Genomic DNA, 18,654 nt, shown 5'->3' with positions numbered 1-18,654 from the left:
GACAGTTCAACGCCCCTCGCTGCCAAGAAGGGCTGCGAGAACATCGAAAGCTTGGGTCGACGTCTCGAAATCGTTTCGCAGGCAAAATTCTTCCAGTGATGGGATGTTGTGGGAAACCTCTTCGAGGGACTTCCGAAGCCTGTTCTTCACATCGGAGGTCATTTCAAGCGCTGGCCCCGCGAGACCGTGCCGTAGCCGTCGAGAGAGTTCATACCGATCAGATCCGAAAACCCTCGGGGCGAGGCGCGACCTCGACCTGGCGATGTCGCAGACGGGATCGACACCGGTTCGCAACGTTTCCTCGAAAGCGATGACGTTGTCGAAGGATTGATAAGGATCTTCATCAACGTCTTTCCAATCGTTTCGGTATATGGATGCCAGAACAAAGGACGTGATCGGTCCGGTGCGGATTTGCGGCTGACCCGAAGGAGGGACCAAGACGCGCTCTGCGTCTCGCAGCGGAGCTCGCAAATCGATGCTCCGGATCTCCCTCGGCCCGATTGCCCGCCGATCGATGAAGAGGGCCACGCGTGCCCCTGCGCGGCTGTACAGTCTCGCGAGCCTGAGCGCACTGTCGAGGAGGAGGGTCCGCATTGCCGGAGACGGATCGCCGCCGGTCCTCATGCGGACCATTCTGGACGGCTGCCTATCATCGGCGGGTGCGTCGAAATCTTCACCCCCGTCGCCATCGAAGCCGACGAGGATCGTGACATCGGCATCGATCCGCTGCGAAAGACGCGCGGTGAAGTGCGACCGATCAGCGGTATCCGGCCAGTAAACGGCGTGGGCCACTCCCTCGATGACCGGCGCGAGAGTATCGATGGCCGCCAGTCCCGTATCGATCTGGCGAAACTGCACCCGTCCCCCCGTCCCGTGGCGGAAAGCCGGGAGAAGCGGAGGCTTGCCCCGACCATCGAGCGGCCTTCCGAGCGGATCGATCACCCTGCCACGCCAGTCGCGCCCTCCGTCGAGATCATGCAGCGTGATCGCGCGAACCGCCTGGCCGCAGCGCAGCTGATCAATCTCACATAGAGGTACGATCTCGCAAGATGTCGACGACACGGAGGTCACGCGCGCATGCAGCCGGTCGTCGACGAGACAGATCTGCCCGAGCGATATGTCAGATCCCATACCGGACACTTTCACCGAGTCCACGGAGATTTCGGTGAGCCGCCCGTAGCGACGCGTGCTTTCGATGCTGCGGATGCGGGCTTCGCGTTCCTTCAACCCTGCCATGTGCCGAACCTCCTCGCCTTTGATTACCCTTTGTTCACTTCCGAAGGTTAAGCCGAGGTTGAGAACCGAAGGGAGAAGCCCGGATGAGCGACAGCAACTCGATCCTGTTCCACGCGGCGAATGCGGCCCGCCATGCCTCGGCGCGCCAGGCCGTGCTCAGCAGAAACATCGCCCACGCCGATACGCCCGGCTACATCGCCCGAGATCTCGAACCGTTTCGGGCGCTCGTAGACGGCGTGATGAGCGCCCATGCCACACGCGCGGGACATGTCGGTGCCGGGGGCGACCGGACCGGCTGGCGCAGTCTGGCCCTGACACAGGCGCAGCTGGGCAGCGCAAACGGCAACACGGTCGATCTCGAGGACCAGATGATCCGGGCCGCCGATACGCGACGGCAGCACGACATGGCCATGACGCTCTATTCCAAGTCGATGGACATCTTGCGTCTTGGCCTTGGGCGAGCGCGGTAAAGGGAGCGCGACGTGACCGATTTTCTCGATTCGATGCGCAATTCCGCTTCGGGAATGAGCGCCCAGACCATGCGGATGCGGATAACCTCCGAAAACATCGCGAATGCCGATACCCCCGGCTATCGGCAGAAGACCGTCAGTTTCGAGCAGACGACCGCAACCGGCGGTGTGCGTGCCCTTCCGCCCGAACTGAGTGAACGCCCGCTCGAGCGAATCTTCGCACCGGACCATCCGCTCGCAGATGACGACGGCTATTACGATGGCTCCAGCGTCAACCTGATGGTGGAGATCGCGGACGCCCGGCAGGCGCAGCGCAGCTACGAGGCAAACCTGCGCATGTTCGATCAGGCCCGCTCGATGGCGTCGTCGCTTCTCGATCTCTTGCGCCGCTAGAAAGGAGGCTTTCATGGATATTTCGAGCAACTCGGTCGGTCAGGCCTATGCCGCCGGCCGTCAGGCGATCAAGGCGCCGGCCCCGCAGGAAAGCCCATCCGTGTTCGCGCGGGCGGCGGGCAGCTTCACCGAAGCGATGCGCGCGACCGAGAACACGGCGATCGGAGCACTGTCTGGCCAGGTCGACACACACTTGATGGTGCAGGCGCTCGCGGAGACCGAACTCGCTGTCGAGACGGCGGTGACCTTGCGAGACAAGGTCGTCGAAGCCTACCAGGAAATCCTGAGGATGCCGGTATGACCGAGGGCGCATTGCTCGATCACCTCAGGGAGGCTCTCTGGTCCGCGCTCATCGTGTCCTTGCCCGTCCTGACGGTCGCACTCGTCATCGGGCTGGCGATCGGCCTGTTGCAGGCCCTGACGTCGGTCCAGGAAATGACGTTGACCTTCGTGCCGAAACTCGCGGGCATCCTGGTCGTCTTCTGGATCACGATGGACTATTCGGGGCGGGTCCTCGTATCGCTCTGGGATCGCAGCATCCTGCCGGCCATCGGCGGATCGTGAGGCGGCGATGGAACTGACCAGCCATATCGCGCTGTCCCGGCAGACATCGCTCGAACGCGAAATGCGCACGATCGCCCAGAACCTCGCCAACATGTCGACCACCGGCTACAGGCGCGAAGGCATGATTTTCTCGGAAAGCGTGCAGGCCCTCGAAAGCGGTGGCTCGGTGTCGATGACGGCGCTCAATGCACGCTATTCGTCCGAGCTCGCGGGCGGGATGACCCGCACCGGCGGGACGTTCGACATCGCCATCGAGGGGGACGGTTTCTTCCAGACGATCGGAGATGCAGGAGCGAGACTGACGCGGGCGGGCGCCTTCGTCATGGATGCTCAGGGCGCTCTCGTGACCACACTGGGCGAACGTCTTGTCGATGCGGCGGGCGCGCCGGTTGTTCTTCCTCCGGGTGCTTCCGACATAACGATTGCCGGGGACGGGACGATGACCGCGGATGGCGAGCCGGTCGCGCAGATCGGCCTGTGGACCACCGCGCCAGGCGCGTCGCTCGAACGGGAGGACGGCGTCAGGTTTCGGTCCGACCAGCCCTTCGTCCCGGTCGAAGAGGGCGAGATGCGACAGGGCTTCCTCGAGGATTCTAACGTGCGCCCGGTCGAGGAGATGACGCGGATGATCGAGGTGCAGCGCGTCTACGAATTCGCTCAGACGCTGCAGGACCGCGAGGACGAGCGGACGCTGAACACCATACGCACCTTGGGCCAGGCGCCCCGGTAGGACAGGAGAACTTCCATGAGAGCATTGTCGATCGCGGCCACGGGCATGGATGCGCAGCAGATGCGTGTCGAAGTGATCTCGAACAACCTCGCCAACATGAGCACCACCGCCTACAACGCGCGGCGCGCGGAGTTCGCCGACCTGCATTACCAACAGGTCAGCAGGGCGGGGACCATCAACGCCTCGGACGGCACGGTGCTGCCCACGGGCGTGCAACTCGGACTCGGCGTTCGCGCGGCTGCCGTCACCATGCACGTGGCGCAAGGCTCGCTGCGGGCAACGGGGGGCGAGCTCGACCTCGCGATCGAGGGGAACGGCTATCTGGAAATCGCTTTGCCGAGCGGGCAGGCGGGCTATACCCGCGACGGCGCGCTTAAGCGCGGGGGGGACGGACAGATCCTCACCTCCGACGGTTACGCTCTCGTACCCGACATCACCATACCGGCGGACGCCCGCAGCCTCTCGGTGAATGCACAGGGCGAGGTCTACGCCTATTTCTCGGACGAGGTCGAGCCGCAGCTGATGGGGCAGATCACCCTCGCGGACTTCACCAACGAAAAGGGTCTGGAGGCGATCGGTGGCAACCTGTTCCTGGAGACGGAGGCCTCCGGCCCGCCGGTGATCGGGACGGCGGGGGAGGATGGCCTTGGCACTTTCCGCCAAGGCTATCTGGAGGACAGCTCGATCGACGCGGTCCGGGAGATGACCGAGCTGATCGAGGCGCAGCGCGGCTACGAGCTGAACGCGAAGGTCATCACGGCGGCCGACCAGATGCTCGCCGCAACGACTCAGATCCGATGATCCGGGCCGCTGTCCTGATGATGCTATGGGCGAACGTCGTCTGCGCGCAATCGGTGCAACCGCTTCGCGCCATCCGTCCCGAGCAGGTCATCGGACCGCAGGACGTGGTCGCGATGGCGGACTCCTGGCCAGGCGCCGTGACGGCGATCGATGCCGTCGTGGGGTTGGAGGCGCGCGTGACCCTCTATCCCGGCCGAGCGATCCTCGCGTCCGATCTGGTGGCGGAGGCGACCGTCGAACGCAACGCGGTCGTCATGCTGACATACCGCTCAGGCGCGCTTTCCATCTCGGCAGAGGGACGTGCGCTAGGCGACGGGCGTCCGGGTGAGCGCATCCGCGCCATGAATATCGCGTCGCGCACGACGGTCTGGGGCACGGTGATGCCCGATGGAACCTTGGAGGTCGGACAATGAGAAGACTCGCCTTGCTTGTGCTGCTGGGTGGCTGCGCCACGTCGGAGATCGGGCAGACCCCCGACGTCACGCCGATCGACGCGCCGGAGAACCGGATCATAGCCGCGGTCAGCCCCGAACGTCTCGCGCTCAGCCAGGCGAGCGCGCGGTCTCGCGATCCGCTGGCGGCGGGCGGTTCCCTCTGGACCTCGGGGCCGAGTTCCCTGTTCGGGGATCGTCGGGCGAGTGCGCTGGGTGATATCCTGACTGTCGTGATCGACATCGACGATGGGGCCGAGATCCGCAACGCCACCGACAGATCGCGGTCGGGGCAGGAAGGGCTCTCCATCGATTCCCTGTTCGGTCTGGCGGACTCGATCGCGGATTCGGGGGTCGCGCTTTCACCCGGCGTATCCGCGAATTCGGCCTCCGGCTCCTCGGGGAGCGGCCGCACCCGGCGGCAGGAGGAGATCGAGATGCGCATCGCCGCCACGGTGGTGGATATCCTGCCCAACGGTCATCTCGTCGTGCTCGGTAGTCAGGAGGTCCGCGTGAACTACGAGCTGCGCGACCTCCAGGTCGCGGGCATCGTACGCCCCGAGGATATTTCCCGCCGCAACGAGATCACCTATGACAAGATCGCGGGCGCGCGGATCGTCTATGGCGGGCGGGGTCAGATCACCGACCTGCAGCAGCCACGCTATGGCCAGCAGATCCTCGAACGCGTGCTGCCGTTCTAGGAGGAGACGATGCGCAAGATCCTGATCGTGCTCGTTCCCGCCTTGGCCATTGTAGCCGGCGGGGCAGCGGCTTGGATGCAGCGGGACGGTACCGTTCAAACGCCGCAGCCCGAGGCCGGGGGGACCGAACTCGTCGAACTGCCCAATCAATTTGTGGTGCCGCTGACCCGCGGCGACGACATCGCCGGGCTGATCGCCGTCTCGCTCGCCGTTGAAGTGGCGGAAGGGCACTCCGAAGCGACCCTCGCGCAGGAGCCCCGCCTGCGCGACGCCTTCCTGCAGGTCCTCTTCGACCATGCGCGCAGCGGCGGGTTCGCGGGCGACTTCACCGGCGGGACGAGCATGGGCGAGTTGCGCGCGCATCTCGCCCTGACCGCGCGGGAGGTGGGCGGACCAGCGCTTAAAAGTGTCCTCATCACCAATCTTGCCAGGCAGGATTTCTAGGACCGGTCGCGCTGCTGTCCGCGGCAACCGCGATCAGAGGACCGAAGCCTTCTTCCGCATTTGTTCGGCGAAGCGCAGCGCTGCCGCGATCGCGCGATAGGTATCTTCGGGAATCTCGGCTCCGACCGGCAAATCCGCGTGCAATCGCCGTGCCGTCGGTACGTCGCGGTAGATCGGAATGCCATTTTCCGCCGCGACCTCGCGGATGCGCGCCGCAATTTCACCCGAGCCCTTGGCGAGGCAGACCGGGGCGGACCCCGGACTTCGGTCCCAGCCGAGCGCGACGGCGATCTGGGTCGGATTGACGAGGATGACATCGGCGTCGGGCACGTTCGCCATCATCTGGTTGCTCGCGATCTCGCGCGCCCGCCGCTGGCGCTGTGCCCGCTGCGTGGGATCCCCTTCGCTTTCCTTCGTTTCGTCGCGAAGGTCCTTATAGCTCATCCGCAGCTTTCGCCGGTGATCGAACCGCTGCCAGAACAGATCGACGACGGCCATGACGCAGGCGATCAGCGCAGCCAAGCTCAGCAACGCGATCGTCAGCCGCCCCAGATAGAGTGCGAGCGCCCGGGCGTCCGCGGTCGCGAGGCCGATCATCTCATCATAGGACGCGGCGAGCCAGATAGCGAAGGCGGTCGAGATGATGACAAGCTTGAGCGTGCTCTTCCCGAACTCGAACAGCCCGGCCGCGCCGAACTTCTTCTGCGCGCCCTTGAGCGGACTGATGCGATCGAGCTTCGGCACGAGGTTCCCGCCGGTGAAGACGATACCGCGCTGCGCGACAAGCACCAGTGCGACCACGGCGAGCGGCACGACCAGCAGCGAAGCCACGGTCCCAGCGACCCGCGGCATCGCGTGCGAGGCAGCGGCACCGGGCCGAGGGAGTGCCGCCATGTCGAATTGCCGCGCCAAGGTCGTTCCGAGATCTTCGACGGCGGTCGCCCCGATGACGAGCAGCGCGAGCCAGAGGCCGAGATAGGACGCAGCCACCAGCACATCCTGGCTGCGGGCGATGTTGCCCTTGCGGCGCGCGTCGTCGAGCTTCTTCGCCGTCGGCTCATGGGACTTCTCCCCACTGTCCTCGCCAGCCTCGCTCACGGCATCGCTCCGAACGGATCGGCCAGGACCCCGCCGATCGCTCCGGTCCAGAGCGTCAGGATCGCCGGTGCGCTCACCAGCATGAGCAACAGCGCTGCCCCGGTAATGGCGGGCGCGCCGACAAAGGCGACCATCAGTTGCGGCATTGCCCTGTTGATGGCCCCAAGCGCGAGGTTATAGGCGAGCGCCGTCACGATGAACGGCGCGGCGAGCGTGACCCCCATCGCGATCGCATCGGCGGAGCGACGGATCGCCCATCGGGCCAGTTCATCTGACGGGGGGAACCGTCCGACGGGCACGGCATCGTAGCTCAGCACGATCGCCTCGACGATCCGGACATGCAGCCCGAGCGCCAGCGCGAGGGTGATCCCGGCGAGGGTCAGGATGCTGCCGAGCGCAGGCATCGGATCGGGCATCGCGGCTGCGTTGCCGATCTGGGCTATGGAGGTGGACTGGCTGGCGATGGAGCCCGCGAATTGCAGCGCGAAGACGAGGAACCGAACCGAGAGGCCGAGTACAACGCCGACTGCGATTTCGACGAAGAGGCCCGGCAACAGATCCACGTGACGCCCGGTTTCGACCAGCGGCCAGACGGCTAGGGTGAAGCCGATCGCCACCACCAGTCTGACACGGGCCGGAAGCAGCGTGGACCCGAAGCCAGGCATCAGCAGGACCGCCGCCGCCACCCTGCAAAACAGCAGGATGATCCCCTGCAGGTTGGGGAGGACGGCCGACAGGACCTGCTCGAGCAGTTCCGTCACGCGGGAACGGAGCCGAGCATCGCGGGGCGCACCTCGCGGTCGATTTCGTCATAGGACAGGACCGGGTTGCGGATGCCGCGTGCCGACAGGATCGAGCGGACGAACCGCCGACGCCGGGCCGGGAGGATGATGGCCGGATTGCGCCCGACCTCCGCGAACTTGCGCGACTGTTCCGCGACACCGTCGGCGAGCCGGTTGATTTCGGCCGGGGGCAGGGCGACCGTTTCCGCGTCCTCGGACTCGTAGCGTGCGAACAGGGCCTCCCATCCCATGTCGAGCTGGATCAGCGGAAGCGCGCCATCGGCCTCCAGCAGCGGTGCGGTCAGTTGGAATGCCAGCCGTCGGCGCACATGCTCCGTCAGGATGTCGGGCGGGGTCGATTTCGGGCCGGCCTCGGCCAGTGCTTCGAGGATCAGCGGCAGATTCCGGATTGAAATCTGTTCGTCGAGCAGCAGGCGCAGGACTGTTTGCAGCGTGTCGAGGGGAACGGGATCGGGCAGGTACTCGTCGAGCAGACGCTTGTTGGCCGCCGCGCGATCGGCATCGGACACCGTGACGAAGGCGTCCAGCAGCTTGCGCAGCGCACGGCGGGTGAAAAGCCGGGCAAACTGCCCTTTGAGCAATTCCAGAAGGTGCGTGGCGATGACCTCCGTCGGGGTCACGATGGTCAATCCCGCCCGCTCCGCCTCGCCACGTTGCTCAGGCATGATCCAGCGGGCTGGGGCGCCGTAGACCGGCTCAAGGACATCGCGCCCCTCGGGCGCATCGGCGGCGCGATCGGGCAGCAGCATCAGCAGGGCCTTCGGATCGATCCGGTCGCGCGCGACCTCAACGCCTTGGATCCGCACGGAATATTCGCCCGGAGCCGAGGCAGGGTCGTCGGTGAGCCGGATCTCCGGCAGGATCAGGCCGTAGAGTTCCGCGATGTGGTTGCGCATGTTGACGATGCGCGTGTCGAGACCCGAGGCCGGGTTCATCGCGGTGGTCACCAGGTCGGGGGCCACCGTCACATGGATCTCGTCGAGATCGAGGATGTCGCCGATCCCGCGCACTGGCACTGTCGAAACGGTGCCGGCCTCGGCACCGGCACCGGCAGGCTCCAACGTCTCGAGGGCCGCTTGGCGTTTGAAGCCGTAAAAGGCCGTCGCGCCCAACCCGATCGCACCGATGACGAATGGCAGGAAGGGCAGCCCGGGCACCACGGCGAAGACGAGCATCAGGGCCGCCACCGTGGCGAGCGCCATCGGGTGTTCTCCAAGCTGCGACAAAACCGCCTTGTCGGCCGCATCCGTGGCCCCGCCCTTGGCCAGCAGCAGCGCGGTTGCGATCGAGATGATGACGGCCGGGATCTGGCTCACCAGCCCGTCGCCGACGGTGAGGATCGCATAGGTCTCGAAGGCCAGGCCCGCGGGCATGCCTTGCGCGAACATGCCGATCGACAGGCCCACCACGAGGTTCAGCAGCGTAATGAGCAGGCCCGCGATCGCGTCGCCCTTCACGAATTTCGACGCCCCGTCGAGCGAGCCGAAGAAGGTCGTTTCCTCCTGCTCGATGCGGCGGCGTTCCTTCGCCTCGTCATGGGCCATCGCGCCCGCGGCCATGTCGCTGTCGATGGCGAGCTGCTTGCCCGGCATGGCGTCGAGCGCGAAACGCGCGCCGACCTCGGCCATGCGGCCCGCTCCCTTGGTGATTACGATGAAGTTGACGATCAACAGGACGCCGAAGACGACGAGTCCGAGGAAGACGCTGCCACCCATCACGAACATGGCGAACCCCTCGATCACCCCGCCTGCCGCGTGGGTCCCGGTATGGCCCTGACCGATGATCAGCTTGGTCGAGGAGACGTTGAGCGACAGGCGCAGCATCAGGCTCGCCAGCAGAATCGTGGGGAAGGCCGAGAAATCGAGTGGGCGCGAGATGAAGAGCGTGTTGGCGAAGATCAGGATCGCCAGCCCGAACGACGCCGCCAGCCCGAGATCCAGCACGAAGGCGGGCACCGGCAGGATCATCATGATGATGATCGCCATCAGCGCCAGCGTCATCAGGACCGTCGGCTGGTAGAGCGTGCGGATGTCGAAGCGCCCCATCTCAGCGCCCTCCGAGTGGACCGGTCGCGCGCCGCAGCAGCGGCCCGGTCGCGCGAGTCAGCAGGCCGGACGTGCTGGCCGTCCGCACCGGGCTCGCGGGGACTGGTGGCTCCAGCGCCTCGGCGATTTGGGTGGGCAGGTCCGCGCGGATCGTGTCGAAGCGCGCGCGGTATCGCCGGGCATGCTCGGGCGTTCCCGAATGATACCGCCCCGCCGCCGCCGACCAGTCGCCGCGTTCCGCGTAGTGGGACGCCAGGTAGCGCGCCGCGTAATCCGCATTGGCAGAGGGGTCGAACATCGCCGTTACGGTTCCGAAATACTCCCCATGCCAACGCCAGTTGAGCTGGAAGCATCCGACATCGAAGCTGGTCCGTCCGTCCGACAGCGCCTGCCGGGCGAAGGCCTCGGCCGATTGCCGGTCGTCGAACCAATGCCCCTGGCCTTCGAGATTGATCGTCCAGGGCCAAGGCCGAAATGCGTCGTCGCGCGTGCGCCCCGTCTCGGTCAGCGTGATCGCATGCAGCACGTCCGGCGGGACGTCATGTGCCGCAGCGGCCTCGGTCGCGCTCGCTTCGCAGATCGCCGGATCGGCCTGCGCGTTCGACGCCCAGGCCATCGCGAGCGCGATGACGTATCGCATGGCGGATTCTCCTGCCTCGTATCCCTTGTCGAGTCAGGGTTAATCGGCGAACGTTACCGGAACCTTTCCACCGCTGCTATTTCGCCAGATGCGCCAGCACCTTCTGCGCGGTCAGCCGGGAGACGCGGACGTTGCTCTCTCCCGTCACACCGGCGATGTGCGGCGTCAGGATCAGGTTGGGCAGGTCGGGCAGGTGACTTGCCTCGGCCAGCGGCTCCTCCTCGAACACGTCGAGCGCGGCGCCGGCCAGCCGACCTTCCGTCAGCGCGGCCCCGAGCGCACGCTCGTCAACGACTCCGCCGCGCGCGGCATTGACCAGAACCGCGCTAGGTTTCATCCGCGAAAGCGCGGTCGCGTCGATCAGATGGCGGGTCTCCTCGGTCAAAGGCACATGTAGGGACACGGCGTCCGCCCGGTTCAACAGCGTCTCGAGCGGCAGTAATTCCACCCCCTCGACCGCATCCACGAACGGATCGTGCGCGATGACTTCCATGCCCAGCGCCCGCGCCCGGCGCGCCGTCTGCCGCGCGATGGCGCCGTAACCGATCAGGCCGAGGGTCCGCCCCCCGATCTCGCTGCCCATCAGCGCCTGCCGCGGCCACTCCCCGGCGAGCATCCGCGCGCGCGCCTGATAGGCACCGCGGATCAGCATCATCACGGCCGCGATGACATATTCCGCGACGGCGTCGTCATTGGCGCCGGTGGCCGGATAGACCGTGACGCCCGCCGCGTCGCAGGCTGCAACGTCGATATTGTCGAGCCCGACGCCGAGCCGCCCGACGCATCGCAGCCGATCGCCCGCAGCAAGGATTGCGTCGCGGACCTGCGTCCGGTTGCGCACGATCAACGCCCGGACATCGGCCATGCGCGCGGGAATGTCGTCCTGCCTGTCGGCAAGCTCGGGCGCATAGTCGACGGAATGAGTTTCGCGCAGCAGGTCGACCGCCGCCTCGTCCATGAACTCCGTGATGAGGATATCGGCCATCAGGCGAAACTCCGTTCGTGAAAGGGTCGAAGATCGACCGGCAGCCCGGTCCGCACCGATTGCTCGGCCGCGGCGCCGACGGCGACGGCGATCAACCCGTCCGCGACGGTGACGTCGGGCGCACCACCCTCGCGGATCATGCGGGCGAATCTTTCATGCTGGAAGAAGGTCGAGCCGTGATGATCTCCGGCCGCAAGCACCGCCTGGTCGACATGGATGTCGTGGACCTCCTCCATCCGGGTGCCGCGGTTGGAGATGACAAGGCGCGAGGCCCGCTCGCTGCCGCCGGGGGCGAAGCGGGCGGGGCCGGGGATCATCGCGTCGATGCGCGCCTTGTCGCCGGTGGCCGAGATCACCTCTTGCCAGTAGGAGCCCTCGGCGAACATGCACAGATCAAGCATCGCGCGACTGCCATTGTCGAATTCCACGATCACGAAGGCATGGTCGAGTATGTCGGGCACCCGGCCGTCGACGCTCTCCCCCGCATGGTTCACCCCGCCCGAGCCGGAGGCGAAGACGCGGACCGGCTCCGCCTGCAGGATCAGCCGCATCAGGTCGAAGAAATGGCAGCATTTCTCGACGAGGGTGCCGCCGGTCTGTGCGTTGAAACGATTCCAGTGGTTCACCTTGTCGAGAAACGGGAAACGATGTTCGCGGATCGAGAGCATCCGCAGATCGCCCGCGCGGCCATCTGCGACCTCCTCGATCAGGCGGGCCACGGGCGGCATGTAGCGATATTCCATCGCGACCCAGACCGGGGCGGCGCGGTCCTCGGCCCAGCGTGCCATGTCCTCGCACTCGGCGACCGAGATCCCGAGCGGCTTCTCGCACAGGATCGGCAGGTCCGTTTCCATGCAGTCACGCATGATCGCGTGGTGCAGGTGGTTGGGCGCGACGACGATCAACGCGTCGAGTCCCCCCGCAGCGATCATCTCCGTATGCGTGAAATAGGTGCGTACGCCCTCACCGGCGAGTTGCTGCGCGCTGCCCAGCATCGTGCGGTCGGGGTCTGCAATGGCGACGACCTCCGCATCCCCCAGCAACTGGACGTTGCGGATGTGCTCCTGCCCCATCATGCCGGTTCCGATGATCCCGTATCTCAGCGTCATGTCAGATCTCCAGCACCGGTACGCCCATCGCCCCTGCCGCTCGGCGCAGCGCGGCGCGATGGTCGCCATAGGCAAGCGCCATGTGATGTTCGAGCCCGCTGTCGATGACGTCCGACAGCACGTCACGGGCGGGCCGGTCGAAGCGGACCACCCCGGAGGTGCCGGTGAAGGCGTGGGGACGGTCGAGCATCTCTCCGCCTCCGATCACCATCCGGGTTTGGCCGTGCGCCTGGCTCAGCCGCAGCAACGTGACGCGGCCGGCCTTGAGGGCGAACTCGTAGAGCAGGGGCATCTTCCGGTTGGTGTGGATCGTCGCCGAGGGCTGCTCCGCCGCCATCGACGCCGGGGCCTGGCCGCAATGCCAGACGATACCCGTATCGTCCTTCACGTCCATGTCGACAAGATCCACGAGGAATACGGGCGCGTCCGCGGCCTCCTGCAACAGCATCTGCGTGACGGAGCCGTAGACATCGGCCTCGCACGCACATGGGACGCGGGCCTCGCCCAGCATCGCGACAGGCCCGCAGACCGCACCGCCATATTCCGTGAAGGTCTCAGGCCAGCAGCGGATCGCGAAGGCGTCGTAGCGCCCCTCGGCGCGAATGTCGTCCAGCGCCAGTTTGAGCCGCAGGGACCGGTCTAGCTCATCCTGGTCGACGGATCCGAGGCCGGTCAGCGTCCGGTCCGCCTCGACGCGCAATGTATTCGCCCGATCGGCATCGACGCTCCTGGCCGTCTCGAACAGGGTTTCGAGGGGAAGTGACTCGACTTCCACACCGGTCAGGCTGTGCAGGGCGTCTGCATCATAGGCGCAGGTGTCGAACCCGTCGGGATGCGTACCGATCCGCCCGACACGTCGTCCGCGCAGGGCCTCGACGATCGGGGAGCTGTCGCTGGCAACGGGCTCCGGCTGCAGCCGCCCCGCCCGGCGGCCGCCCGCCAACAGATCGGCGAGATCCTCGCGGGCAGAAGGCTCCGGCGCGGCGTAGAGCCAGCCGAAAGCCCGCCCGTTGAGACCCAGCGCATGGCTCGCCAGATTGAGGCCGCAAAACGCATTCAGCCTTAGCCTCCCGCCGTCGCGGGGTTCCGGAATGGCCCAGAGCGCGAGCGGAGGATCGGGGAAGGCCTTGGCGATCTCCACCGTCATCGCCGCGTCGGTGAAGGTGACTTGAAGGATCAGGATACGGTCCAATCCGGCATCGTGCAGATCGCGAACCGCACCGCGCGCCGCCTCCGCATCGAATAGCAGGTTGCGCGGCCCGATGATGTCGTGCGTGCTGTCCTCCAGCAGCCCGATCATCGAGTCGAGCATCTGCGCCGCATAGTCCGTGTCGAACGTCGCCCGCCCAAGCGGAAGGATCCCGATGCGCGCCATCAAAGCTCTCCATAGCCGGTGCGGAAGCTTGCATCGGAAGGGATGAAACGCGGCCCATCGGGGCCGTAAGCCTCATGCGCATGCCACGGCGTCGCCTCGGCGCGGGTCAATTCGTTGATCTGCCGCATATACGCGACCGCATCGCCGTCGAGCTCGGCCCGCATCGCGTCCCAGTCGGGGAACTTCGCAAAGGCATCCAGCCAGATCGCGCGGCCCGCAAGGTACCCGCTCGCCCCTGCACGGTAGGCATGGGCCAGCACGTTGCGGAACTCCGGTTTGCCCGCGCCCGCGCTCAACATCACCCAGGGACGCCCGGCGATGCGCCCCATCTCGTCGAAGACAGCCTGGATCTCAGATGAGCGCGTGTCGGGAATGTCCGAGGCGTTGACGGGACTTTCGAGCTTGAAGACGTCGACGCCGTAATCCGGCCGCGCGAATTCCTCGACCGAGGACAGAACGTCGCCCGCCTTCTTTCCCTGCATCTCGACGTATTCGCGCGTCTGATCGTCGTCCGAGGCCAGCGGGTAGACCAGCAGCTCGAACAGGAACGGGATGTCGAAGCGCGCGCAGGCCTCGCCGATGCGCTTGACGAAATCCTGCTGGCGCCGGTTCACCTCTGGCTCCGCATCGGGGCGGTACCAGGCCAGCACCTTCACTGCATCGCCCCCCATGCGCTTGATCTTGCCCACCGACCAGTCGTCGATCTCCGAGGACAGCCGCCCGCCCGGCGTGTCTTCGAACAGGCTGTCCTCGAGCGTGACGATCAGCCCCTTGGCAGGGTCGAGCCGGTCGAGCCCCATCGGGATCGCGTAATGCGGGTCGAGCAGCATGGCCGTGCTCTCGCGCTGCAGGGTCTCGATCAACAACGTCTTGAACCGGGCGACATCTTCCCAAGGGGCCTCGTCGGTTCCGTGATGGCGCGCGATCGGTCCCTTGATCGGTGGACGCTGGTCGACGGCCGTCATCCGGAAGAAACCGTCTGCATCGGCCATGCGGCGCAGGCCCCACAGCTTGCCGGGCGAAAGGGTCATGTGCTCATCTCCTCGAGAAATCGGTCCGTATCCTCCCGGTCGGGCGCGCCGTCGCGGCCTCCGGGGCGCGTGACTTTCAACGCGGCGGCAGCGTTGGCGAAGCGGATCGCCGCAATCTCGTCTGCGCCTTCGGCAAGCGCCAGGGTGAAGGCGCCGTGCCAGACATCGCCCGCGCCCAGGGTATCGACGACGCGGACGGCAAAGGCAGGCACGTGGCCGTGACGCGCGCCGTCGCGCCAATGGACCCCGTTCGCCCCGTCCGTGACGCAGACCCAACCGCCCAGCCGCTCCGCCGCCACGGCCAACTGCGCCTCGGGCGTCGCGCCCTCGCAGAAATCAGCCAGGCCTTGCGCGGAGAACGCGACGTGGGAGGCGAGCCGCGCCGCGTCCTCCACGATGGGGGCCTCGCCATCGAGTACACCGGGGATTTCCATGTCGCACGCGGCCTGCATGGCTTTCACCGCGCCTTCCTCCCAACGGGTGTCGGCCAGCACGGCATCGAGGCCCGGCAGCTCCCAATCGGGCTCGGGCGGCAGACCGTCGCCGCGAAAGCTCATGATCTGCCGCTCCCCCGCACGGTCCACATAGACCGAGCTGTAGGCGGAGGAGGCGCCTTGGGTCTTGGAGGTCAGGCGGGTGGACACACCCTCCCGCTGCAGACCGGCGACGATCAGCTGACCTGCGGGATCCTCGCCCAGACGGCCGGCCAGGTGCGCCGTGCCGCCCAGGCGGGTGATCGCGACGGCGGCATTGGCCGCGCACCCTCCACCCACGACCCGCGCTCCGCGCGCCCGATATTTTTCGGGCTGCGAGGGCAGGGTGTCGACCTCGAAGATGAAGTCGATCACGGCTGAACCGACCACGAGGATATCGCTCATCGCGCATCCTCCGCCCGATCGACCGGCAGGCCCGAGGGCACGCTTTCGGGGATTCCGAGGCGACCGGACAACGCGGTCTCGCCAGTCAGGGACGTGAGAAAAGCCAGGATATCCGCGACTTGCGCATCCGTCAGGTCGCGCGGTGCGATGTCGATCCGGGACCGCAGGCGGGCCCGCTCGCGGCTGTCCTGAAGGGGCAGGAAGTCGGCGGCGGCGAGCCAGGGAATATCGGGCAGCGACACGCCCTCCGCGGTCCACGCATCGAACGCGGCTTCGGGATCGAGGTGGTGGCGCACGATCCCCTCCAGCGTCGCGTAGGCGCCGTTATGGCCGTAGGGCGCGGTCAGCGCGACATTGCGCAAGGACGGTGTGCGGAAGCGATAGGCATCCTCGATCCGGTCGCTCTCCCCCATCCGGCCGACGTCGCGCGCATAGGGGTCGAAGCGCCGCGTGCGGCCCGGCCCGAAATGGGGCAGGGCGAGCGCGTGGAACTGCTGATCGGTCAGAAGCGGCCCAGAATGGCAGTCGCCACACCCCGCCGCGCCGAAGAACAGGTCGAGGCCGCGCCTCTGCGGATCGGTCAGCGCGGTCTCGTCCCCGGCGAGAAAGCGGTCGTAGGGCGCGTCGTGGCTGCGCCATTCCGTGGTGATGAAGGCGGCGAGCGCATTGGCGATCTCGACGATGCTCACGTCTTCGGGCTGCTCGATATGATCGAAGGCGTCCACGAAGGCCGCACCATATTCCGGGATCACCCGCACCCGCTTGGCGATGATGGGCCAGACATAGTCGATTCGGTCATAGGCGGCGCCCGCGACCTCGTTTTCCTCCGGGCTGCCTGCCATCTCGACCTCGGACGTCAGGGGGAACAGGGCCTGCGCGGCGACGATGTTGTCGAGGCCGAGGGGCAGGTATTCCTCCGCCGGGGAGTTGAAGCCGGTGCCGAACAGGTCCGACACGCTGAGCCGCCCGTCGTGGAACAGAATGTCGATCGAGCTGTGCCCGAGATTGAAGAGCGCGGGCGCGTTGCGCGGCACCCGCTTCTCCATCCGGCTGTCCTCCAGCGCCACGCGCGTCGTGCCGACACCGCGACCACCCTCGCCGATACCCAGAGGCAGGCCGTCGCCGCCGCCGAACGCATGGTTGTGGCAGGTCGCGCAGGAGATGTTGCGGTTGCCCGACAGGATCGGGTCGAAGAACAGGAGTTGCCCCAACTCGGCCTGCGCCGCGTCGGCCGCTACGAAATCGGCGGGGTCGAGCGTAACGGGCTGTGCGACCGCTGCCAGCGGGGTTGAGGCGATGAGAAGCGCGCGGCACACTCGTCCGACAGACTTGCGGAGACCCTTATGCGCCTTGCCATTCCCATGCTCGCCTTGACCTTCTTGGCCACTCCGATGATGGCGGAGATCGAGGCCGGACGCATCGCGATGGAGGAGGGGCGTTTCGAGGACGCCTATGCCGAGTTCTGGCCCGCCGCGCGCGCGGGCAATGCCGATGCGGAGGAGCTGATCGGTGTCCTCTACGCGATGGGTCTCGGTGTCGAACGCGACGACCGGCGCGCCTTCGAATGGTACTTGCGCGCCTCGATGAAGGGGCATCCCGGCGCCCAGTCTGGCATCGGCTGGTATTACGAGGTCGGGCGCGGCGTGCCAGTCGACCTGGTGCGCGCCTACATGTGGTACACGCTCAGCGCCATCGGCGGCGACCCGGACGCGGCGATCTCGCTGGAGGAGGTCGTGAAGAAGATGACGCGCGAACAAATTGACGAGGCCCTGGTGCTGGTGAACGATTATCGGCCCTGGCTCTACCCGTTCCGGTAGGCCCGGTGGGACCGGGGCACGCCCGAGCGCGCCCCGGCCGGTTTTCGGATCAGTTGAGGTCGGCCTCGTAGCCCGCGTTCAACTCTTCCTCGGCCTCGGAGACCGCGGTGCGCAGCGCTTCCAGGATCTCGGGACCGCGGTCCACGTTCTCCTCGAACCAGGTGTAGACCGGCTCTGCCGCCTCGGCGAAGGCCGCCTTCTCCTCGGGCGTCGGGACGTAGAGGTCGCCGCCCCCTTCGACGAAGGCCTCGTAGGCCTCGATCGACTTGCGCTTGGGCGAGGCGAAGGTCGCCTGCTGCAGCGCGTAGAACCCGTCGACCACCACGCGGCGCATGTCCTCGGGCATCGCCATGAAGCTCTCGTTCGACATGAACCACAGCGCGCCCATATAGGCGTGTCCGTCCAGCGTCAGGTACTGGAGCCCCGCATCAGGGAAGCGCATACCCATGATGTCGGTGATGCCGTTCTTGGAACCTTCGACCACCCCGGTCTGGAAGGAGGTGAAGAGCTCGGGCCACGGGATCGGGGTGGGGGAGGCGCCCAGCGCGCGCACCAGTTCTTGCGGCAGGTCGGCGACGACCGTGCGGATCTTCAGCCCTTCCATATCCTCGGGCGACGCCACGCGGCGCTGGGTGTTGGCGAAGTTGCGCCAGCCGCCGGTGTTGCCGATGGTCATCAGGCGGATCGTGTCGCCGCTGTCCTCCAACGCCATGTCGCGCATGGTGCGCACGAAATCGCCCGACAGCACATGCTCGGCCACGCGGTCGTCCGACATCAGGTAGGGCAGGTCGAGCACCTGGACGTAGGGGAAGATGTTGGCCGCGCCGCCCGAGGTCGAGATGTAGATGTCGATCGCCCCTTCCGAGACGCCTTGGAGGCACTCCGCGCCGGTCGAGCAGAGCTGCGTGCCGATGAACAGCTCCACCTCGATCGCGCCGTTCGACGCGCTCTCGACGTAGTTCTTGAAGACGACGAGCCCGTCATAGTCCTCGTCATTCTCGTTGGAGTTCGCCGTGGCGCGCAGGGTGAATTCCTGTGCGCTGGCCGCGGTGATCGCCGATCCGCTCAGCACGGCCCCCAGCATGAGGGCCTTGAGCCCGGTA

The 18,654-nt window shown here is 66.6% G+C and carries 22 protein-coding genes; 10 read left to right on the top strand and 12 right to left on the bottom strand.

All coding sequences use genetic code 11. From position 1 onward, the window contains the following. Nucleotides 1–6: 6 nt before the first annotated feature. Complete coding sequence (locus tag RX333_RS06390; RefSeq protein ID WP_316014090.1) at nt 7–1,236, bottom strand: hypothetical protein; 1,230 nt, start codon at nt 1,234–1,236, stop codon at nt 7–9. Nucleotides 1,237–1,319: 83 nt separating this feature from the next. On the opposite strand from RX333_RS06390, the gene RX333_RS06385 reads away from it, so the two are divergent. Genes RX333_RS06385 through RX333_RS06345 form a run of 9 tightly spaced genes read left to right on the top strand, consistent with a single transcriptional unit; the run spans nt 1,320 to nt 5,770 of the window. After that, nucleotides 1,320–1,706: a flagellar basal body protein gene (locus RX333_RS06385; RefSeq protein ID WP_316014089.1), complete on the top strand. Its 387-nt coding sequence runs from the start codon at nt 1,320–1,322 to the stop codon at nt 1,704–1,706. 12 nt (nt 1,707–1,718) lie between these two features. Then, nucleotides 1,719–2,099 carry a flagellar basal body rod protein FlgC gene (flgC, locus tag RX333_RS06380; RefSeq protein WP_316014088.1) on the top strand — a complete coding sequence of 127 codons (381 nt, stop codon included), beginning with the start codon at nt 1,719–1,721 and terminating at the stop codon, nt 2,097–2,099. A 13-nt stretch (nt 2,100–2,112) separates the two neighbouring features. After that, a complete protein-coding gene (fliE, locus tag RX333_RS06375) occupies nt 2,113–2,400 on the top strand; it encodes a flagellar hook-basal body complex protein FliE (protein WP_316014087.1) in 288 nt (95 codons plus the stop codon). Next, a complete protein-coding gene (locus tag RX333_RS06370; protein ID WP_316014086.1) occupies nt 2,397–2,663 on the top strand; it encodes a flagellar biosynthetic protein FliQ in 267 nt (88 codons plus the stop codon). The genes fliE and RX333_RS06370 overlap by 4 nt, the downstream gene beginning before the upstream one ends. Before the next feature lie 7 nt (nt 2,664–2,670). Then, on the top strand, nt 2,671–3,393 hold the full coding sequence (locus RX333_RS06365; protein WP_316014085.1) for a flagellar hook-basal body complex protein: 723 nt from the start codon (nt 2,671–2,673) through the stop codon (nt 3,391–3,393). A 15-nt stretch (nt 3,394–3,408) separates the two neighbouring features. After that, entirely contained in the window at nt 3,409–4,194 is a 786-nt protein-coding gene (gene flgG / locus RX333_RS06360) for a flagellar basal-body rod protein FlgG (protein WP_316014084.1), read from the top strand. Then, on the top strand, nt 4,191–4,607 hold the full coding sequence (gene flgA, locus RX333_RS06355; protein ID WP_316014083.1) for a flagellar basal body P-ring formation chaperone FlgA: 417 nt from the start codon (nt 4,191–4,193) through the stop codon (nt 4,605–4,607). The genes flgG and flgA overlap by 4 nt, the downstream gene beginning before the upstream one ends. Further along, nucleotides 4,604–5,326, top strand: a complete 723-nt coding sequence (flgH, locus tag RX333_RS06350; RefSeq protein WP_316014082.1) for a flagellar basal body L-ring protein FlgH — start codon at nt 4,604–4,606, stop codon at nt 5,324–5,326. Before flgA ends, flgH begins: the two co-directional genes overlap by 4 nt. 9 nt (nt 5,327–5,335) lie before the next feature. Then, a complete protein-coding gene (locus tag RX333_RS06345) occupies nt 5,336–5,770 on the top strand; it encodes a flagellar basal body-associated FliL family protein (protein WP_316014081.1) in 435 nt (144 codons plus the stop codon). A 33-nt stretch (nt 5,771–5,803) separates the two neighbouring features. Here RX333_RS06345 and RX333_RS06340 read toward each other — a convergent pair whose 3' ends face one another. The 10 genes from RX333_RS06340 to RX333_RS06295 all read right to left on the bottom strand — a co-directional run bounded on the left by RX333_RS06340 (nt 5,804) and on the right by RX333_RS06295 (nt 17,050). After that, nucleotides 5,804–6,868, bottom strand: coding sequence for a flagellar type III secretion system protein FlhB (locus tag RX333_RS06340; protein WP_316014080.1), 1,065 nt, complete (start codon nt 6,866–6,868; stop codon nt 5,804–5,806). Continuing rightward, nucleotides 6,865–7,629 (bottom strand): flagellar biosynthetic protein FliR, encoded by a 765-nt coding sequence (locus RX333_RS06335; RefSeq protein ID WP_316014079.1) that lies wholly within the window; start codon nt 7,627–7,629, stop codon nt 6,865–6,867. The genes RX333_RS06340 and RX333_RS06335 overlap by 4 nt, the downstream gene beginning before the upstream one ends. Beyond that, nucleotides 7,626–9,716: a flagellar biosynthesis protein FlhA gene (locus tag RX333_RS06330; RefSeq protein WP_316014078.1), complete on the bottom strand. Its 2,091-nt coding sequence runs from the start codon at nt 9,714–9,716 to the stop codon at nt 7,626–7,628. Before RX333_RS06330 ends, RX333_RS06335 begins: the two co-directional genes overlap by 4 nt. A 1-nt stretch (nt 9,717) precedes the next feature. After that, nucleotides 9,718–10,356 (bottom strand): lytic transglycosylase domain-containing protein, encoded by a 639-nt coding sequence (locus RX333_RS06325; protein WP_316014077.1) that lies wholly within the window; start codon nt 10,354–10,356, stop codon nt 9,718–9,720. Between the two features lie 76 nt (nt 10,357–10,432). Continuing rightward, nucleotides 10,433–11,341, bottom strand: coding sequence for a hydroxyacid dehydrogenase (locus tag RX333_RS06320; RefSeq protein ID WP_316014076.1), 909 nt, complete (start codon nt 11,339–11,341; stop codon nt 10,433–10,435). Then, nucleotides 11,341–12,450, bottom strand: a complete 1,110-nt coding sequence (locus RX333_RS06315; RefSeq protein WP_316014075.1) for a Gfo/Idh/MocA family oxidoreductase — start codon at nt 12,448–12,450, stop codon at nt 11,341–11,343. The genes RX333_RS06320 and RX333_RS06315 overlap by 1 nt, the downstream gene beginning before the upstream one ends. A gap of 1 nt (nt 12,451) precedes the next feature. Next, nucleotides 12,452–13,825: a hypothetical protein gene (locus RX333_RS06310; RefSeq protein WP_316014074.1), complete on the bottom strand. Its 1,374-nt coding sequence runs from the start codon at nt 13,823–13,825 to the stop codon at nt 12,452–12,454. Then, the gene (locus tag RX333_RS06305) at nt 13,825–14,856 is read right to left on the bottom strand and encodes a tagatose 1,6-diphosphate aldolase (RefSeq protein ID WP_316014073.1); all 1,032 of its coding nucleotides are present in this window, start codon (nt 14,854–14,856) and stop codon (nt 13,825–13,827) included. The genes RX333_RS06310 and RX333_RS06305 overlap by 1 nt, the downstream gene beginning before the upstream one ends. Then, complete coding sequence (locus RX333_RS06300; protein WP_316014072.1) at nt 14,853–15,734, bottom strand: PfkB family carbohydrate kinase; 882 nt, start codon at nt 15,732–15,734, stop codon at nt 14,853–14,855. The genes RX333_RS06305 and RX333_RS06300 overlap by 4 nt, the downstream gene beginning before the upstream one ends. Continuing rightward, nucleotides 15,731–17,050, bottom strand: a complete 1,320-nt coding sequence (locus RX333_RS06295; RefSeq protein WP_316014071.1) for a cytochrome-c peroxidase — start codon at nt 17,048–17,050, stop codon at nt 15,731–15,733. The genes RX333_RS06300 and RX333_RS06295 overlap by 4 nt, the downstream gene beginning before the upstream one ends. 45 nt (nt 17,051–17,095) lie before the next feature. Between RX333_RS06295 and RX333_RS06290 the strand changes: the two genes are divergently transcribed. Beyond that, nucleotides 17,096–17,551, top strand: a complete 456-nt coding sequence (locus RX333_RS06290; protein WP_410056053.1) for a tetratricopeptide repeat protein — start codon at nt 17,096–17,098, stop codon at nt 17,549–17,551. A gap of 49 nt (nt 17,552–17,600) precedes the next feature. Here the strand turns inward: RX333_RS06290 and dctP are convergent, their stop codons facing one another. Beyond that, nucleotides 17,601–18,635, bottom strand: a complete 1,035-nt coding sequence (gene dctP, locus RX333_RS06285) for a TRAP transporter substrate-binding protein DctP (RefSeq protein ID WP_316014155.1) — start codon at nt 18,633–18,635, stop codon at nt 17,601–17,603. Nucleotides 18,636–18,654: the final 19 nt, after the last annotated feature.

The organism is Roseobacter sp. HKCCA0434 (genome assembly GCF_032464675.1).
GTDB lineage: Bacteria > Pseudomonadota > Alphaproteobacteria > Rhodobacterales > Rhodobacteraceae > Pontivivens.
The sequence above is the reverse complement of the archived record's forward strand: the minus strand, read 5'-3'. Positions and strand labels throughout refer to the sequence as shown.

Excerpts from the sequence above, each read along its gene's own strand:
- RX333_RS06390 (WP_316014090.1), bottom strand. The coding sequence starts at position 1,236 with ATGGCAGGGTTGAAGGAACGCGAAGCCCGCATCCGCAGCATCGAAAGC.
- RX333_RS06385 (WP_316014089.1), top strand. The coding sequence starts at position 1,320 with ATGAGCGACAGCAACTCGATCCTGTTCCACGCGGCGAATGCGGCCCGC.
- fliE (WP_316014087.1), top strand. The coding sequence starts at position 2,113 with ATGGATATTTCGAGCAACTCGGTCGGTCAGGCCTATGCCGCCGGCCGT.
- RX333_RS06370 (WP_316014086.1), top strand. The coding sequence starts at position 2,397 with ATGACCGAGGGCGCATTGCTCGATCACCTCAGGGAGGCTCTCTGGTCC.
- RX333_RS06365 (WP_316014085.1), top strand. The coding sequence starts at position 2,671 with ATGGAACTGACCAGCCATATCGCGCTGTCCCGGCAGACATCGCTCGAA.
- flgG (WP_316014084.1), top strand. The coding sequence starts at position 3,409 with ATGAGAGCATTGTCGATCGCGGCCACGGGCATGGATGCGCAGCAGATG.
- flgA (WP_316014083.1), top strand. The coding sequence starts at position 4,191 with ATGATCCGGGCCGCTGTCCTGATGATGCTATGGGCGAACGTCGTCTGC.
- flgH (WP_316014082.1), top strand. The coding sequence starts at position 4,604 with ATGAGAAGACTCGCCTTGCTTGTGCTGCTGGGTGGCTGCGCCACGTCG.
- RX333_RS06345 (WP_316014081.1), top strand. The coding sequence starts at position 5,336 with ATGCGCAAGATCCTGATCGTGCTCGTTCCCGCCTTGGCCATTGTAGCC.
- RX333_RS06330 (WP_316014078.1), bottom strand. The coding sequence starts at position 9,716 with ATGGGGCGCTTCGACATCCGCACGCTCTACCAGCCGACGGTCCTGATG.
- RX333_RS06325 (WP_316014077.1), bottom strand. The coding sequence starts at position 10,356 with ATGCGATACGTCATCGCGCTCGCGATGGCCTGGGCGTCGAACGCGCAG.
- RX333_RS06320 (WP_316014076.1), bottom strand. The coding sequence starts at position 11,341 with ATGGCCGATATCCTCATCACGGAGTTCATGGACGAGGCGGCGGTCGAC.
- RX333_RS06315 (WP_316014075.1), bottom strand. The coding sequence starts at position 12,450 with ATGACGCTGAGATACGGGATCATCGGAACCGGCATGATGGGGCAGGAG.
- RX333_RS06310 (WP_316014074.1), bottom strand. The coding sequence starts at position 13,825 with ATGGCGCGCATCGGGATCCTTCCGCTTGGGCGGGCGACGTTCGACACG.
- RX333_RS06305 (WP_316014073.1), bottom strand. The coding sequence starts at position 14,856 with ATGACCCTTTCGCCCGGCAAGCTGTGGGGCCTGCGCCGCATGGCCGAT.
- RX333_RS06300 (WP_316014072.1), bottom strand. The coding sequence starts at position 15,734 with ATGAGCGATATCCTCGTGGTCGGTTCAGCCGTGATCGACTTCATCTTC.
- RX333_RS06290 (WP_410056053.1), top strand. The coding sequence starts at position 17,096 with ATGCTCGCCTTGACCTTCTTGGCCACTCCGATGATGGCGGAGATCGAG.
- dctP (WP_316014155.1), bottom strand. The coding sequence starts at position 18,635 with ATGCTGGGGGCCGTGCTGAGCGGATCGGCGATCACCGCGGCCAGCGCA.